A 16071-nucleotide genomic window follows, 5' to 3' on the forward strand; every position below is an offset into this window, starting at 1 on the left:
TCTGCCGCCAGCGGTTCATGGGGAAGCGACCAGGCGATAGCCGACGCCGCGCACGGCCTGAAGGAAGAGCGGGCTTGCGGGATCGCGCTCGATCTTGCGCCGCAGCCGGTTGATCTGAACGTCCACCGCGCGCTCGTTGACCGAGCCGTCGCCGCCGGTCAGCGCGCCGCGCGGCACGGTCTCGCCCGGCGTCGCCGCCAGGATGCGCAGCATGTCGCGCTCGCGGTCGGTGAGATGGACCACCTCGTCGCCGGAGCGCAACTCGCCGCGCTCCAGGTGATAGACGTAAGGCCCGAACGCGATCGACTCGAAGGTCTCCACCGGCTGCGGCGCGGTGCGCTTGAGGATATTGCCGATGCGCAGCACCAGTTCGCGCGGCTCGAACGGCTTGGCCACATAATCGTCGGCGCCGATCTGCAGGCCCTCGATCCGGCTTTCCGCCTCATGCCGCGCCGTCAGCATGATGATCGGCACCGACGACGAGGTGCGGATGAAGCGGGCGAGGTCGAAGCCGGTTTCGCCGGGCATCATGACGTCGAGAATGAGCATGTCGAAATGCAGGCCGAGCAATTTGGCCCGCGCATCCTTGGCGCTCGTCGCCGTGGTGACGCGGTAGCCTTCGCCGGCGAGAAAGCGCGACAGCAGGTCGCGAATGCGGCGGTCGTCGTCGACCAGCAGCAGATGCGGGGCGTCGTCGGCCGGTTGCGGGGGCATGCGAGGTCGGGTTGCGGCCTGGGCCACGCTCATTCCTTTGCGGTTGGATTGCCGGGCTTGAGGATGATCTCCAGCACCTTGTCGGGATCGTCGTGATCGATCATGGCGCGCAGGAACGCCCTGACCGCATCCGCCCCGGCCGGGCTGATCTCCCGCAGCGCGCGGTTGATCCGGTCGGTCTGCAGCCCGGCGAGCTTCGCCACCAGCGCCTCGCCCTTTGCGGTGGCGAAAAGAAGGCGCTGCCGGCGGTCGTTGTTGCCGGTCCGCTGCAGGATATAGCCTTCGTCGAGCAATTGCTTGAGCACCCGGCCCAAGGACTGTTTGGTGATGCGCAGCACGTCGAGCAGATCGGCCACTTTCAGGCCGGGATAGCGGTGGACGAAATGCAGCACCCGGTGATGCGCCCGGCCAAAACCGAACGCTTCCAGCTCCTGATCGGCGTCGCCGACAAAGTCCCGGTAGGCGAAGAACAGCAGTTCGATAATATCCCACCGCGTTTCGCCAAAGCCGGAGGGGAGGGGGCCGGAAGCGGAGGAGCCGGAAGACTCCCCCGAATCCCGGCCGGCTGACGGGTTTGAGAAATTAATGTCAGTCATGTTGACATATCTTGGGTTCAATGTTACAAAACTGCCAGTCATCGTGAAATATTAGATCGTTTCGCGACCGGCTGCACCCCAAATGGCCGAATTCCACCGGTTGCGGTGCCGACCGTTAATTTCTACTACCGTGCGATTGTCGAACGGCATTTCCACGGCAAACATACTGGACTTCCTCATTCCGCAAAAGCATGTCCTGTGGGACGCGTTGGCGGCGGAAACCAGCGGCAAGGCTGGCGCACCAAGGCTGGTGCAGGTGAAGTCCGGACCCATCAGGCCAGCGGAGCCGGAGAGTGAGGCCGGCGCCGGAAATCGCGTCGGTTCCGATAGCGGAAAGCAAGGGAATGAGTTTGAAATTCGAAATCCAGCCTGCGGCGAATCCGGTGTCCGAGCAGGAGCGCGCGGCAAGGCTGATGGACCTGGGCTTTGGCCAGATTTTCACCGATCACATGGCTGTGCTCCACTACGATCTGGCAAAGGGCTGGCACGGTGCGCGCATCGAATCCCGCGCGAATTTCTCGCTCGATCCGGCCGTGGCCGTGCTGCATTATGCACAGGAAGTTTTCGAAGGCCTCAAGGCCTACAGGCGCGACGATGGCGGCGTGAACCTGTTCCGCCCCGACGCCAACGCCCGGCGCTTCCGGGACGGGGCCGAGCGCATGGCGATGGCGCCGCTGCCCGAGCCGGTGTTCATCGAAGCGATCGAGCAACTGGTGCGCATCGACCGCGCCTGGATACCGGGCGGCGAGGGCAGTCTCTATTTGCGGCCGTTCATGATCGCGAGCGAGATCTTCCTCGGCGTGAAACCGTCCGCCGAATACATCTTCGCCGTCATCGCCTCGCCGGTCGGCTCCTATTTCAAGGGCGGACCCGCGCCGGTGTCGATCTGGGTGTCGGAGCACTACACGCGCGCTGCGGTCGGCGGCACCGGCGCCGTCAAATGCGGCGGCAATTACGCCGCCAGCCTGCGCGCGCAGGCCGAGGCGATGGATCACGGCTGCGACCAGGTGGTTTTCCTCGATGCGGTCGAGCGCCGCTACATCGAGGAACTCGGCGGCATGAACATCTTTTTCGTGTTCGACGACGGTTCGCTCGCGACGCCGCCGCTCGGCACCATCCTGCCCGGCATCACCCGCGATTCGATCATCGCGCTTGCCAGGGATTCCGGCACCCGCGTGCGCGAGGAACTCTACACGGTCGAGCAGTGGCGCGCTGACGCCGCCAGCGGAAAGCTGAAGGAAGCCTTCGCCTGCGGCACGGCGGCCGTCATCTCGCCGATCGGCAAGGTGCGTTCCGCCAGCGGCGATTTTCTCATCAACGGCGGCGCGGCCGGCCCGGTCGCCATGGGGCTGCGCAAGAAGCTGGTCGACATCCAGTACGGCCGCGCGCCCGACCCGCACGACTGGATCAGAAAGGTGCTGTGACCGGTTTCCTTCTCCCCTTGTGGGAGAAGGGAAGGGAAGCGGTCGGCCGAGTGGCTGATAGCTCGACATTTACGTTGTAAGTCAACGTTTATGTTGTAAGTCAACGTTGACTGATAGAGCTTGATATGGCCGATAAACCGAAAAAACTGCAAAAACTGAGAGCCCGCCTGCCGCGCGGTCTGGAAGACCGCGGCCCCGCCGCGATCCATGCGACGCGGCAGATGGTGGAGAAGATCCGAGCCGTCTACGAACGCTACGGCTTCGAGCCGGTGGAGACGCCGGCGATGGAATTCACCGATGCGCTCGGCAAATTCCTGCCCGACCAGGACCGGCCCAACGAGGGCGTGTTCTCGTTCCAGGACGATGACGAGCAGTGGATCTCGCTGCGCTACGATTTGACCGCGCCGCTGGCGCGTTATGTGGCGGAAAATTTCGATTCACTGCCAAAGCCCTATCGCAGCTATCGCGCCGGCTACGTTTATCGCAACGAGAAGCCGGGCCCCGGCCGCTTCCGGCAATTCATGCAGTTCGACGCCGATACGGTCGGCAGCGCCTCACCGGCCGCCGATGCCGAAATGTGCATGATGGCGGCCGACACGATGGAAGCGTTGGGGATTCCGCGCGGCTCCTACGTGGTGAAGGTGAACAACCGCAAGGTGCTCGATGGGGTGCTGGAAAGCATCGGGCTTGGCGGTGACGAGAATGCGGGGCGTCGCTTAACGGTGCTGCGGGCGATCGACAAATTAGATAAATTTCCTGCCGACGAGGTTCGCAAGCTGCTTGGTTCTGGCAGGTGGGATGGTGGCGAAGAAGGCAAAGGGGACTTTACGAAAGGTGCTGAACTTAGTTCGGCCGATGCACATGTCGTTCTTGCTGTCACGGAACAGCGCCACGATTGGAAAGAGGCGATTGCCGCGGCGGATATCTATCTAGCCAAGAGCGAGACCGGCCAGATCGGTGTCAGCGAACTGGAAGAAATCGCAAAGCTGGTCACCGCAGGGGGATATGGCGAAGACCGCATCCGCATCGATCCTTCCGTCGTCCGCGGTCTGGAATATTACACCGGCCCGGTCTACGAGGTTGAACTGCTGCTCGAAACCAAAGACGAAAAGGGCCGTCCCGTGCGCTTCGGCTCGGTCGGCGGCGGCGGGCGTTATGACGGTCTGGTCTCGCGGTTTCGCGGTGAGCCGGTGCCGGCGACCGGATTTTCGATCGGCGTGTCGCGGTTGCAGGCCGCGCTGACGATGCTCGGCAAGATCGACACCACGCCTGAATTCGGTCCCGTGGTCGTCACCGTGTTCGACCGCGACCGCGTCGCCGATTATCAGAAGATGGTCGCGCAATTGCGCAACGCCAATATTCGCGCCGAGCTTTATCTCGGCAATCCAAAGAACATGGGCAACCAGCTCAAATACGCCGATCGCCGCAATTCGCCTTGCGTGATCATCCAGGGCAGCGATGAGAAGGCGCGCGGCGAGGTGCAGATCAAGGATCTGATCGAGGGCGCCAAAGCCGCCGCCGCGATCGCCTCCAACCAGGAATGGCGCGAGACCCGGCCCGCGCAGTTTTCATGCAGCGAGGATGAACTGGTCGCAAAAGTGCGGGAAGTTCTGGCGCGCCATGAGGTGAAATGGGGAAACTGAAATCGTCATGCGCGGGCTTGACCCGCGTATCCATCTTTAAAATGATGGATTGCCGAGTCATCGATGTCAAAGACGCGCTCCGCGCTTTTGCCCGGCAATAACGATCTGGCGAGTGAACAATAGCAAAGGGAGTAGTTAGGATGCCTGAGATCACCGTGAGCATGGCCGCCGGCCGCACCGACGAACAGAAGGCCAGCATGATGCGCGACATCACGCAGGCGCTGGTGAAGAATCTCGGCGTCGATGCCGATTCCGTCGTGATCCAGATCAACGAGGCGCCGCTGCATAACAAGATGAAGGGCGGCAAGACGTTCGTGGAGCGCGCCGCCGCGGCGAAGAAGTAGCCCCTTTCGTCATTCCGGGATGCGCCGCTTGGCGCAGACCCGGAATCCATAACCACGATCGGGAGTATGGATTCCGGGTCCACGCGCAAGCGCGTGTCCCGGAATGACGGCAGCAATTTTGGTTCATCATGGACGCACGCGACGTCATCAAGGTCGGCATGAGCGCCGAGCGACTGCTGGTGGTGCCGGCGGAGCGCACCGTCGGGCATTTCGTCGCCGACATGCCGCTGGTCTATGCGACGCCGATGATGATCCTGGAAATGGAGATGGCGTCCGCCGATGCCATCGCCCCGTATCTCGAACCCGGCTGGATCACGCTCGGCACCGAAGTCGACATCCGGCATACGGCCGCGACGCCGGTCGGCTGGCGCGTGCGTTCGGTCGCCAGGGTGATCGCGGTGGAGCGCCGGGTGATCCGCTTCGAGGTCGAGGCCTTCAACGACAAGCGCCGGATCGGTGACGGCCGCCACGCCCGCGGCCTGGTCAATGCCGACACTTTCATGCGGCACTTCGGCGCGGGCTAGCTAAGCCGTCAATACCGCCCTCATCCTGAGGAACGGCCTTCTTAGCCGCGTCTCGAAGCATGAGACGCAAACCTCCCTATCGCCATCCTTCGAGACGGTGCTTTCGCGCCTCCTCAGGACGAGGGATCAATTATTTCGCCAACTCTTTCGAGCGTTTCGTCGCGGCGGCGACCGCGCGGGTCAGAAGCGGCTGGATGCCCTCCGGTCCCATCAGCACGTCGAGCGCGGCTGCGGTGGTGCCGCCGGGTGAGGTCACGTTCTGGCGCAGCGTCGCGGCCGGAATCTCCAGGCGATGCAGCAATTCGCCGGAGCCGGCGACGGTTTCGCGCGCGAGCCTGGTGGCGAGCTCCGCCGGCAGGCCGGCCTCGATCCCGGCCCGCGCCAGTTCTTCCGCCAGCAGGAACACGTAAGCGGGACCGGAACCGGAGACCGCGGTGACCGCATCCATCAATTGCTCGTTACCGGTCCATTCGACCGAGCCAGTGGCGCGCAGCAGCGCGTCGGCCACCGCGCGCTGCGCGGCGCTGACAGTGCCGGCGGCGACCGCGACCGTGATGCCGCGGCCGATCGCGGCCGGGGTGTTGGGCATGGCGCGGACCACCGCGCCGCCGCAGATTTCCGAGATCGAGGCGATGGTCATGCCGGCCATGATCGAGACCACCAGCGTCGACGGGCCGGCGAATGGTTTCAACGCGGCGCCGGCCTCGCGGAACGATTGCGGCTTCACCGCGATCACCAGCGTATCGACGGCGTCCCGTGCCGGCGGGTTCAGGCGGATGCCCCGCCGGGCCAGCGCGTTGATCTCGTCGGAGGGATAGGGGTCGATCACGACGACACGGCTGGCGTCCAGCCCGCCGGTCAGCCAGCCCAGCAGCAGCGCGCCGCCCATCTTGCCCGCGCCGGCCAGCGCGATGGTGCCTTTGATTTGCGAGAGCGCTTGAGTGGCGGTGACTGACGGCATCAGGGACACTTTCTCGTCGTCCCGGCGACTACCGGAACCTAACCCCCGGGCGGTTCTAGAACATGATCCGGAAAAGTGGAAACCGGTTTTCCGAAAAGATCATGCTCCAGCAGTAAAATCGAAGCGCCACCGGCATTTTGCGCCGGAGCCGGTCGCGGGTGTCATGCGTGGCCACGGTGCCGCGAGCCCTCCTGCCGGCAAGGACGACATTAGGAGCAGGGGGACCGTGCCGCCTTACGCCTCGCCCTCGGTGTCGAACATCGAGGCGCTCATGGCCTCCGCGGTGGTCTTGCCGGCCCAGACCACGAACTGGAACGTCGGATAGTAACGTTCGCAGGCGTGGATCGCGCCGGCCAGCATGGTCTGGCATTGCGCGGAGGAGGCGGTGATCCCGCCGGGCAGCACCAGCGCCTGGCGGTGCATGATCATGCCGGTGTGGGTCCAGATATCGAAATGCCCGATCCATAATTGCTCGTTGATCGCGGCGATCAGCCGCTGCACCTCGGCGCGGCGCAGGGCTGGAATTTTCATGTCGAAAGCGCAGGCCAGATGCAGCGCCTCGATCTCGTTCATCCAGGTGAAGGACATCTGATAATCGGTCCACTCGCCCTTGGACACGATGGTCACTTCGTCGTCGCCGGAGCGTTCGAACGGCCAGTTGTTGTCGGTCGCAATATCCTCGACCACCGCGAGCGGATGGTTCGGGGAATCGATGATGCCTTCGAGGAGGGACATGCCGTCTCGACCCTTGCTTCTTGATTATGTTGATACGCACGCGAGAATTGGCACGCGCTGGAGGTATCGCGCTGCTGCCGGCCGCAATCCCCTTAAACGCCTTGCAGCCTGCCAGCGTGAAGTGATGTGATTTGCGGAATCCGCGCAACCGCACGCCGAGTCCGTCCACAGCCAATGCGATGCCCGTCCACAGCTCTTACGCGTCCTGATTGTCGGGATAAGAACAAACCGGAATCGGAATCCGCTTCTCGCCTTAATCGTTAATTTTTTTCGGCCCTTCGCGGAGGAGGCCGGCACCGGAGCAGACTCCGCGCCGTCGGAGCGGGCTGCGTTTTTCGGAGTCATGTCCTTGGAATCATGGGGGTCATGCGGATTCCCGATAGTCGGGGTCCTTGCCGGTCCGCCAGCAAGCGGTCATATCTCTTCCCAAGCCGCTCGTCCCGGGCGGCTGATGTTCTCAGGGCGGGGTGAAACTCCCCACCGGCGGTAAGGGTGACGTCGCCCAAGCCCGCGAGCGCCTTCTTCCTTAGGTTTCCTTGAGGTGAAGGGTCAGCAGATTCGGTGCGAAGCCGAGGCCGACGGTTAAAGTCCGGATGAAAGAGAACGGTTGCGGTAGCCCGCGCAGGTCGCGCGGCGTTGTCGTTCCGTGTGCCCTGGTTCTGGTCCTGAAAGAGGAAAGCCATGAATCAGACGCTGCAAGAACCCGAAGCTGCCGAACTAAAAACCCCCGATCTGGAAGTCTCCGACCTAAAAGACCCTCCCGAAACGCCCGACCGTCCGCCGACACCGCCGCATCCGCGATTTCTCAAGCCGCAGCGGGTCGCGTTCGTGCAGGCCTGCTGGCATCGCGAGGTGGTCGATGAATGCCGCGTCGCATTCCTCGACGAGATCGAGACGCGCGGCATCGCGCGCGCGCAGGTCGATCTGTTCGAGGTGCCGGGTTCGTTTGAGATCCCGCTGCATGCGCAGCTGCTCGCCAAGACACGGCGCTATACCGCGATCGTGGCTGCGGGCCTGGTGGTCGATGGCGGCATCTACCGCCACGAATTCGTCGCCGACACCGTGATCAAGGCGCTGATGGATGTGCAGTTGCGAACGGAAGTCCCGGTGTTCTCGGGCGTGCTGACGCCGCAGCAATTCCACGAGAGCGCGGTGCATGTCGAATTCTTCCGTAAACACTTCGTCATCAAGGGAATCGAAGTCGCGGAAGCCTGCGCCCAGACGCTGCATAGTCTCGAACGGTTGCGCAGCCAGGTCGCCGCGGGGATCGTCTAACTAATTGGGGACTCCGATTTAATAGAGAACTCCTATCGGCCGATTGTCATTTCCATCGCCGCGCCTATAAACTCGGGCCGGGAGGAGGCACGTCCGTGATGACGGGCGGCCGAGACGATCATGTTCGAAGGACACGATCCCTATCTCGTCGCGCTCTCGGTGGCGATCGCGATTCTGGGAGGTTACACCGGTTTCGGCCTCGCGGCGCGCATCCGCGGGACGCCGGACGCCAGTCATCGTCTGCTGCTCGCGGGAGCCGCGGGTTTCCTCGCGGTCGGTATCTGGACCATGCATTTCGTCGGCATGCTGGCGGCGCCGCTGCCGGCCGGCACGGTCTATCTGGTGCTGCCGACCATTGTCTCGTTCCTGATCTGCGCGCTGGTGGTCGGAATTTCCCTGTTTTTCGTCAGCATCGGCGAGCCGTCGCTGTTGCGCGTCGTGTGCTCGGCGGTGCTGCTCGGGCTCGGCATCGCCAGCATGCATTATGTCGGCATGCACGGCCTGTCCGGTCCTTTCGCGATGGAGCACGACGTCTCGATGGTCGCGCTGTCGGTCGTGATCGCGATCGCGGCGGCCTATGGCGGGTTGCGCGCGTTCCTGGCCCGCCGGGGCGGCGTGCAACTGATCCTCAGTGCGATCGCGTTCGGCATCGCGGTTTCGGGCATGCACTACACCGCCATGATGGGCATGCATCTGGTGCCGCCGGCCGGCGAATCGCATCATCACATCGACGGGCTTAGTGCATCGCCGCAAATTCTGTCGCTGGTGGTGGCGCTGTTGTGCTTCGTCATCGCCGCGGGCTTTCTATTGTCGCTGGTGCCGGACCCGCGCCGAAAGGCGGCGGCCAAATCCGCCGCTGTGGCGGCTTCGGTGGCGGAGGCGGACGCTCTCCAGGCCGACATTCCCGCCACCGAGGCGGCCGTAGCCTCGGCCGGTATGCGGTTGAGGCCGACGCCGCTTGGCGGTCTCGGCCAGCCGCCCCGTGCCGCGCCGGCGCCGCGGCTTCCGGTCGAAAGCGCCGACGGCACGCATTTCATCGATACCGCCGATGTGCGCAGCGTCCGCGCCGACGCTCACTATACCAAGGTGCATGACGGCACCCGCGAGCGCATGTGCCCGTGGTCGATCTCGGAGGCCGAAGCCCAGCTCGATCCCAGCCTGTTCCTTCGCGTCCATCGCAGCCATATCGTGGCGATCCCGCATGTCACGCTGGTGCGCAAGGAAGGCGACGGCGCGGTGATCGAGCTCGATGGTCCGTCACCGCATCGGGTACCGGTCAGCCGCGCCAAGATCGCCGAGGTCAAGGCCCGGCTCGGCCTGGTCCGGCGCCACGCCTAAGGGCGGGATAAAGGCTCACATCATTGTTGTCATCGCCGCCGCTTTGAGGAGGCCTCTCAGCGGCTGTCTCGAAGGGCGAAGCTTGTGTTCGACTTCGCTGCATTGCACTCTCCCGACGACGATCTTGAGATGGGCGTACGGATTGAACCCGCGATCATGCCAAGCCTGCTTCTCAAATCGTTAGGTCGCCAAGGCTGACGCATTTCGTGTGTGGCCAAGCGCAGTTCGTGCGAATTTCGCCGCCTTGTGACGCCGTCGGCGCCGCGATCTTGCGCGCAAACGTTTCCGGAGAGAGCGTTTCTGTCAACGTCTTGTGCTTCCCGAGGGCACCAAATGACGGATGGAGGAAACGATGATTCCGGGCCCCTTTAACTATCACCGGCCGGCGACCGTGGCCGATGCGGTCAAGCTGCTGGCCAGTCTCGGCGACGATGCCCGTCCTTTGGCCGGCGGCCACAGCCTGGTGCCGATGATGAAGCTCCGGCTGGCGACGCCCGAGCATCTGGTCGATCTGCACGGCGTCGAAGGGCTGAAAGGCATTCGCCGCGACGGAAACCGGATCGTCATCGGTGCGATGACCACCCAGCATGAATTGCTGGCGTCGGACGAGATCGCCAGATCTGCTCCCATCCTGCACGAAGCCGCGCTCCTGATCGCCGATCCGCAAGTACGCTACCGCGGCACTATCGGCGGCAATGTCGCCAATGGCGATCCCGGCAACGACATGCCGGCGCTGATGATGACGCTCGGCGCGAGCTACCGGCTCGAAGGATCGTCCGGCGCGCGCGACGTCGCTGCCTCCGAATTCTACCAGGGCGCCTATTTCACCGCGCTCGAGCCCGGCGAACTGCTGACCTCGATTTCGATTCCGGCCCCTGCCGCCGGTCACGGCTACGCCTATGAAAAGCTGAAGCGCAAGGTCGGCGACTACGCCACCGCGGCGGCGGCCGTGGTGCTGACGATGGCGAGCGGCAAGGTCGCGACCTGCACGATCGGCCTCACCAATCTGGCCGAAACGCCACTATCGGCCGAAGACGCCGCCAGGGCCGTGATCGGCACCGGCCTCGATGCGGCGACGCTGAAAAAAGCGGCCGCGGCGGCGGAAGCGATCATGTCGCCGGCTGCGGACGCCCGCGGCCCGGTCGAATACCGCAAGCATGTCGGCGGCATCATGGTGACGCGGGCGCTCACGCGCGCATTTGCACGGGCCTCGTCCTGAGGAGCGCGCTTTTGTGCGCGTCTCGAAGGATGGCGACACGTGCGGCGTTCATGGTTCGAGACGGCGCAAGCGCGCCGCCTCACCATGAGGGCGGTGACTGGAATCGATCGTTCAGGGAGGAATGGAGATATGGCTAAAACCCACGTAACCATGAAAGTGAACGGCGCCGAGGTCGAGGGCCTCGTCGAGCCGCGCACGCTTCTGGTGCATTTCATCCGCGAGAATTTGCAGATGACCGGCACCCATATCGGCTGCGAGACCACGCATTGCGGCGCCTGCACCGTCGATCTCGACGGCATGTCGGTGAAAAGCTGCACCGTCTTCGCTGTGCAGGCCGACGGTTCGGAGATCACGACCATCGAAGGCGTGGCCAATGCCGACGGCTCGCTCTCCGCGCTGCAGGAAGGTTTTCGCATGATGCACGGTCTGCAATGCGGCTTCTGCACGCCGGGCATGATTGTGCGCGCGCAGCGGCTGTTGATGGAAAATCCGTCGTCGACCGAAGCCGAAATCCGCATGGGGATCTCGGGCAATCTCTGCCGCTGCACCGGTTACCAGAACATCGTCAGGGCGATTCAATATGCCGCCGCCAAGATCAACGGCGTCGAATTCCAGGAGGCTGCGGAATGAACGACATGACCCCCACGCGGGAACAACGCACCGCCGTACTCGAAGGCATGGGCTGCAAGCGCAAGCGTGTCGAGGATATCCGCTTCACGCAGGGCAAGGGCACTTACGTCGACGACGTCAAGTTGCCGGGCATGCTGCATGGCGATTTCGTCCGCTCCCCGCATCCGCATGCGCGCGTCAAATCGATTAATTCCGACGAAGCGCTGAAGGTGCCCGGCGTGCTCGCGGTGATCACCGCCGAGACGCTGAAAACCGTCAACCTCGCCTGGATGCCGACCTTGGCCGGCGACGTGCAGATGGTGCTGGCTGATGGCAAGGTGCTGTTTCAGAACCAGGAGGTCGCCTTTGTGGTCGCGACCGACCGCTATGCGGCCGACGATGGCATCAACAAGGTCGTGGTCGAATACGAGCCGCTGCCGCCGCTGGTCGATCCGTTCAAGGCGATGGATGCGGATGCGCCGATGCTGCGCGAGGACCTCGCCGGCAAGACCACGGGCGCGCACGGCCCGCGCAAGCATCACAACCACATCTTCGAATGGACCGTCGGCGACAAGGACCTGACCGATGCCGCCTTCCGCAAGGCGGAGGTCACGATCAAGGAGATGATCTCCTATCACCGCACCCATCCGTCGCCGCTGGAGACCTGCCAGTGCCTGTGCTCGTTCGACAAGATCAAGGGCGAACTGACGATCTGGGGCACCTTCCAGGCGCCGCATGTGATCCGTACCGTGGTGGCGCTGATCGCCAAGATTCCGGAACAGAAGATCCACGTCATCGCGCCCGACATCGGCGGCGGCTTCGGCAACAAGGTCGGCGCCTATCCGGGTTATATCTGCGCGGCGGTGGCCTCCATCGTCACCGGCAAGCCGGTGAAATGGGTCGAGGACCGCATCGAGAACCTGACCTCGACCTCGTTCGCGCGCGACTACCACATGACGGCCGAGATCGCCGCCACGAAGGAAGGCAAGGTCACCGGCCTGCGCGTGCATGTGCTGGCCGATCACGGCGCCTTCGATGCCTGCGCCGATCCGTCGAAATGGCCGGCGGGCTTCTTCAATATCGTTACGGGCTCCTACGATTTTCCGACCGCGCATCTGGCGGTGGACGGCGTCTACACCAACAAGGCGCCGGGCGGGGTCGCCTATCGCTGCTCGTTCCGCGTCACCGAGGCCGCCTATTGCATCGAGCGGGCGATGGACATCCTGGCGCAGAAGCTCGGCATGGATCCGGCCGAACTGCGGCTGAAGAACTTCATCAAGCCGGAGCAGTTCCCCTATCACTCGGCGCTCGGCTGGGAATATGATTCCGGCGACTACGCCACCGCGATGCGCAAGATGATGGAATCGGTCGACTATGCCGGCCTGCGCAAGCAGCAGGCCGAGAAGCGCGCGGCGTTCAAGCGCGGCGAGACCCGCGAGATCATGGGCCTCGGCGTGTCGTTCTTCACCGAGATCGTCGGCGCCGGCCCGTCGAAGAATTGCGACATCTTGGGGATTGCGATGTTCGATTCCTGCGAGATCCGCATGCATCCGACCGGCGCGGGCATCGCCCGCATGGGCACCAAGAGCCAGGGCCAGGGCCACGAGACCACCTGGGCCCAGATCATCGCCACCGAGATCGGGATTCCCGCCGACAACATCATGGTCGAGGAGGGCAATACCGACACCGCACCTTACGGGCTCGGCACCTACGGCTCGCGCTCGACGCCGGTGGCGGGCGCCGCGATCGCGATGGCGGCGCGCAAGATCAGGGCCAAGGCGCAGATGATCGCGGCCTACAAGCTCGAAGTTCACGAGGACGATCTCGAATGGGACATCGACGGCTTCCGCGTCAAGGGCCTGCCGGAGAAGACGATGTCGATGAAGGACATCTGCTGGGCGGCGTATAATTCGGTGCCGCCGGGCATGGAGCCCGGTCTGGAAGCGGTGAGCTATTACGATCCGCCCAACATGACCTATCCGTTCGGCGCCTATATCTGCGTGATGGATATCGACGTCGATACCGGCGTCTACAAGGTCCGGCGCTTCTACGCGCTCGACGATTGCGGCACCCGCATCAACCCGATGATCATCGAGGGCCAGGTGCATGGCGGGCTGACAGAGGCCTTCGCGATCGCGATGGGCCAGGAGATCCGCTACGACGACGAAGGCAATGTCGTGACCGGGTCGTTCATGGACTTCTTCATGCCGACCGCGGTCGAAGCGCCGCATTGGGAGACCGACTTCACCGTCACCCCGTCGCCGCATCATCCGATCGGCGCCAAGGGCGTCGGCGAAAGCCCCAATGTCGGCGGCGTGCCGGCGTTTTCCAACGCCGTCAACGACGCGTTTTCGTTTCTAGGCTCGACCCACATCCAGATGCCGCATGACTTCTGGCGCAACTGGCGGGCGGCCAAGGAACTGGGAGTGTTTGTGTAGTGTCATTGTCCGCAGCCGTCATTCCGGGATGGTGCGCTAGCACCAGACCCGGAATCTCGAGATTCCAGGTTCGTCGCTGCCGCGACGCCCCGGAATGACTGAAGGTTTGATGGAAGATGAAAGACCGTAACGAGATCGCGCAAGCCCTGGCGGCTTCCGGCTATATCGCCGATACCGAACTTGCGACCGCGATCTCGATGATGCAGTTGCTGAAGCGTCCGCTGCTGCTCGAAGGCGAAGCCGGCGTCGGCAAGACCGAGGTGGCGAAGGCGCTTGCCGCGGTGCATGCGACCGAACTGATCCGGCTGCAATGCTATGAGGGGCTCGACCAGTCGGCCGCGCTTTACGAGTGGAACTACCAGCGGCAATTGCTCTCGATCCAGGCCCATCGCGGCGACGATGCTGACGCGGTTGAGGACCGCATCTTCTCGGAAAAATATCTGCTGGAGCGGCCGTTGCTGGCCGCGATCCGCCGGGACAGGCCGCCGGTGCTTTTGATCGACGAGGTCGACCGCGCCGATGACGAGTTCGAGGCGTTCCTGCTGGAGCTTCTGTCCGATTTCCAGGTGTCGATCCCGGAACTCGGCACGATTTCGGCGATCACGATCCCGCATGTGGTGCTGACCTCGAACGGCACCCGCGAGCTTTCCGACGCGCTGCGCCGCCGCTGCCTCTATCACTATGTCGATTATCCCGACGCCGACCGCGAGGCGCGCATCATCATGGCGCGGATCGAGGGCGCCGGCGCGTCGCTGTCGCTGCAGATCGCGCGCATGGTCGAAGGCATCCGGAAAGAAGAACTGCGCAAGGTGCCGGGTGTCGCCGAGACGCTGGACTGGGCCGCAGCCTTGGTCGGCATCGACGTGCGCGACCTGCACGACGCGCCGGAGACGGTGCATGAAACCATGATGTGCCTGCTCAAGACCCACGAGGACAAATCGCGCGTCACACGCGAGGTGACGGACCGGCTATTGGGGAAAGTCGCATGAGCTGCTGTGGCCCCGGCGCGAATTATAGCGAGATCGACGAGGTGTCGCGCTTCGTCTCCGCCAGGCTCGCCGCCTTTCTCGAGACCCTGCGCGACAGCGGTTTTCCGGTCGGCCTCGCCGAGGGCCGCGACGCGGCATCGTTGATGGGGGCGGGCTATGCGGCAAGGCCGGGCCTGCTGCGCTCGGCATTCAAGCATCTGTTCTCGTCGCGCAGATCCGACTGGGAAAAATTCGACGGGCTGTTCGATGCGTTCTGGCTCGGCAAGCGGGTGCGGTCGCGGTCGATCGCCACCGGCTCGGCCAAGGCGGCCAATAATCCGTCGCTGAAGAGCCTGCCCAGCAACAGCACCGCGCCGCGCCGCGGCGATGAATCGGCGCTGGACCAGATTCCGTCGGCCGATGAGGCGCCCGGCGAACGCGACGGCGAAGGCCGCATGGAAGGCGCTTCGCGCGCGGACAATCTCGCCGAGGTCGATTTTCGCAACATGGCGGATCCAGCCCAGATCGAGCAGGCGCATCTGGCGGCGGCGCGGCTGGCCAGGATCATGCGCACGCGGCTGACCCGCCGCGACCTGGCGCGCCGCCGCGGCTACCGGCTCGATCTGCGGCGCACCATTCACGGCAATATCAGCCATGGCGGCGTGCCGATCCGTCTCGTCAGGCGCCGGCGCAAGGAGACGCCGCTGCGTCTGGTCGTGCTGCTCGACGCTTCCGGCTCGATGAGCATGTATACCGGCGTGTTCCTGCGCTTCATCCACGGCGTGCTCGATCAATTCCGGCAGGCCGAGGCGTTCCTGTTCCACACCCGGCTGGCCTATGTGTCCGACGCGATGAAGGAAAAGGATGCGGCGCGCGCGCTCGACCGGCTGTCGATCATGGCGCAGGGCGCCGGCGGCGGCACCAAGATCGGCGAAAGCCTGCAGACCTTCAACCGCTGGCATGCCGCGCGCGTGATTCATTCGCGCACCTGCGTGATGATCGTCTCCGACGGTTACGAGACCGGCGACGCCGCGCTGTTGGGGCGCGAAATGGCGGCGCTGGCGCGGCGCTGCCGCCGCATCGTCTGGCTCAATCCGATGATGGCGTGGCAGGGCTATGCACCGGAGGCCGCGGGCATCAAGGCGGCGTTGCCGCATGTCGATCTCTACGCGCCGGCCAATACGCTGAACAGCCTGACCGCGCTCGAACCTTATCTCATGAAGTTATAGAGGCCGTGATGGCTTTGGTAGAATCGATCGCCCGCCGCCGTCTCTTATCCCCTC

General features: G+C 64.1%; 15 protein-coding genes and 1 riboswitch. Of the genes, 11 read left to right on the plus strand and 4 right to left on the minus strand.

What is annotated here, in order from left to right; genetic code table 11:
* Positions 1 to 15 precede the first annotated feature (15 nt).
* Positions 16 to 747, minus strand: a complete 732-nt coding sequence (locus tag HB630_RS16170; RefSeq protein WP_213773244.1) for a response regulator transcription factor — start codon at positions 745 to 747, stop codon at positions 16 to 18.
* Positions 744 to 1310: a MarR family transcriptional regulator gene (locus HB630_RS16175; protein ID WP_213773245.1), complete on the minus strand. Its 567-nt coding sequence runs from the start codon at positions 1308 to 1310 to the stop codon at positions 744 to 746. Before HB630_RS16175 ends, HB630_RS16170 begins: the two co-directional genes overlap by 4 nt.
* Before the next feature lie 344 nt (positions 1311 to 1654).
* Between HB630_RS16175 and HB630_RS16180 the strand changes: the two genes are divergently transcribed.
* From HB630_RS16180 to HB630_RS16195, 4 genes are all read left to right on the plus strand, one after another.
* Complete coding sequence (locus tag HB630_RS16180; RefSeq protein WP_213773246.1) at positions 1655 to 2734, plus strand: branched-chain amino acid aminotransferase; 1080 nt, start codon at positions 1655 to 1657, stop codon at positions 2732 to 2734.
* Positions 2735 to 2859: 125 nt separating this feature from the next.
* Entirely contained in the window at positions 2860 to 4377 is a 1518-nt protein-coding gene (gene hisS, locus HB630_RS16185; protein ID WP_213773247.1) for a histidine--tRNA ligase, read from the plus strand.
* Positions 4378 to 4517: 140 nt separating this feature from the next.
* Positions 4518 to 4721: a tautomerase family protein gene (locus tag HB630_RS16190; RefSeq protein WP_213773248.1), complete on the plus strand. Its 204-nt coding sequence runs from the start codon at positions 4518 to 4520 to the stop codon at positions 4719 to 4721.
* Between the two features lie 128 nt (positions 4722 to 4849).
* Positions 4850 to 5245 carry a thioesterase family protein gene (locus tag HB630_RS16195; protein WP_213773249.1) on the plus strand — a complete coding sequence of 132 codons (396 nt, stop codon included), beginning with the start codon at positions 4850 to 4852 and terminating at the stop codon, positions 5243 to 5245.
* 130 nt (positions 5246 to 5375) lie between these two features.
* Here the strand turns inward: HB630_RS16195 and proC are convergent, their stop codons facing one another.
* A complete protein-coding gene (gene proC, locus HB630_RS16200) occupies positions 5376 to 6206 on the minus strand; it encodes a pyrroline-5-carboxylate reductase (protein ID WP_213773250.1) in 831 nt (276 codons plus the stop codon).
* 234 nt (positions 6207 to 6440) lie between these two features.
* On the minus strand, positions 6441 to 6941 hold the full coding sequence (locus tag HB630_RS16205) for a YbjN domain-containing protein (protein ID WP_213773251.1): 501 nt from the start codon (positions 6939 to 6941) through the stop codon (positions 6441 to 6443).
* A 449-nt stretch (positions 6942 to 7390) separates the two neighbouring features.
* Positions 7391 to 7550, plus strand: a riboswitch (FMN riboswitch).
* 72 nt (positions 7551 to 7622) lie between these two features.
* Between HB630_RS16205 and HB630_RS16210 the strand changes: the two genes are divergently transcribed.
* The 7 genes from HB630_RS16210 (at position 7623) to HB630_RS16240 (ending at position 16017) form a co-directional block, all read left to right on the plus strand.
* Positions 7623 to 8216 carry a 6,7-dimethyl-8-ribityllumazine synthase gene (locus tag HB630_RS16210; RefSeq protein WP_213773252.1) on the plus strand — a complete coding sequence of 198 codons (594 nt, stop codon included), beginning with the start codon at positions 7623 to 7625 and terminating at the stop codon, positions 8214 to 8216.
* Between the two features lie 120 nt (positions 8217 to 8336).
* Positions 8337 to 9554 (plus strand): MHYT domain-containing protein, encoded by a 1218-nt coding sequence (locus HB630_RS16215; RefSeq protein WP_213773253.1) that lies wholly within the window; start codon positions 8337 to 8339, stop codon positions 9552 to 9554.
* A gap of 352 nt (positions 9555 to 9906) precedes the next feature.
* A complete protein-coding gene (locus tag HB630_RS16220) occupies positions 9907 to 10773 on the plus strand; it encodes a xanthine dehydrogenase family protein subunit M (protein ID WP_213773254.1) in 867 nt (288 codons plus the stop codon).
* A gap of 129 nt (positions 10774 to 10902) precedes the next feature.
* Positions 10903 to 11403 carry a (2Fe-2S)-binding protein gene (locus HB630_RS16225; protein WP_213773255.1) on the plus strand — a complete coding sequence of 167 codons (501 nt, stop codon included), beginning with the start codon at positions 10903 to 10905 and terminating at the stop codon, positions 11401 to 11403.
* On the plus strand, positions 11400 to 13820 hold the full coding sequence (locus tag HB630_RS16230; protein WP_213773256.1) for an aerobic carbon-monoxide dehydrogenase large subunit: 2421 nt from the start codon (positions 11400 to 11402) through the stop codon (positions 13818 to 13820). Before HB630_RS16225 ends, HB630_RS16230 begins: the two co-directional genes overlap by 4 nt.
* A 116-nt stretch (positions 13821 to 13936) precedes the next feature.
* Positions 13937 to 14809, plus strand: coding sequence for a MoxR family ATPase (locus HB630_RS16235; RefSeq protein ID WP_213773257.1), 873 nt, complete (start codon positions 13937 to 13939; stop codon positions 14807 to 14809).
* Entirely contained in the window at positions 14806 to 16017 is a 1212-nt protein-coding gene (locus tag HB630_RS16240) for a VWA domain-containing protein (RefSeq protein WP_213773258.1), read from the plus strand. Before HB630_RS16235 ends, HB630_RS16240 begins: the two co-directional genes overlap by 4 nt.
* Positions 16018 to 16071: the final 54 nt, after the last annotated feature.

Origin of the sequence: Bradyrhizobium sp. dw_78, from assembly GCF_018449525.1 — a bacterium.
Classification (GTDB): Bacteria; Pseudomonadota; Alphaproteobacteria; order Rhizobiales; family Xanthobacteraceae; genus Bradyrhizobium.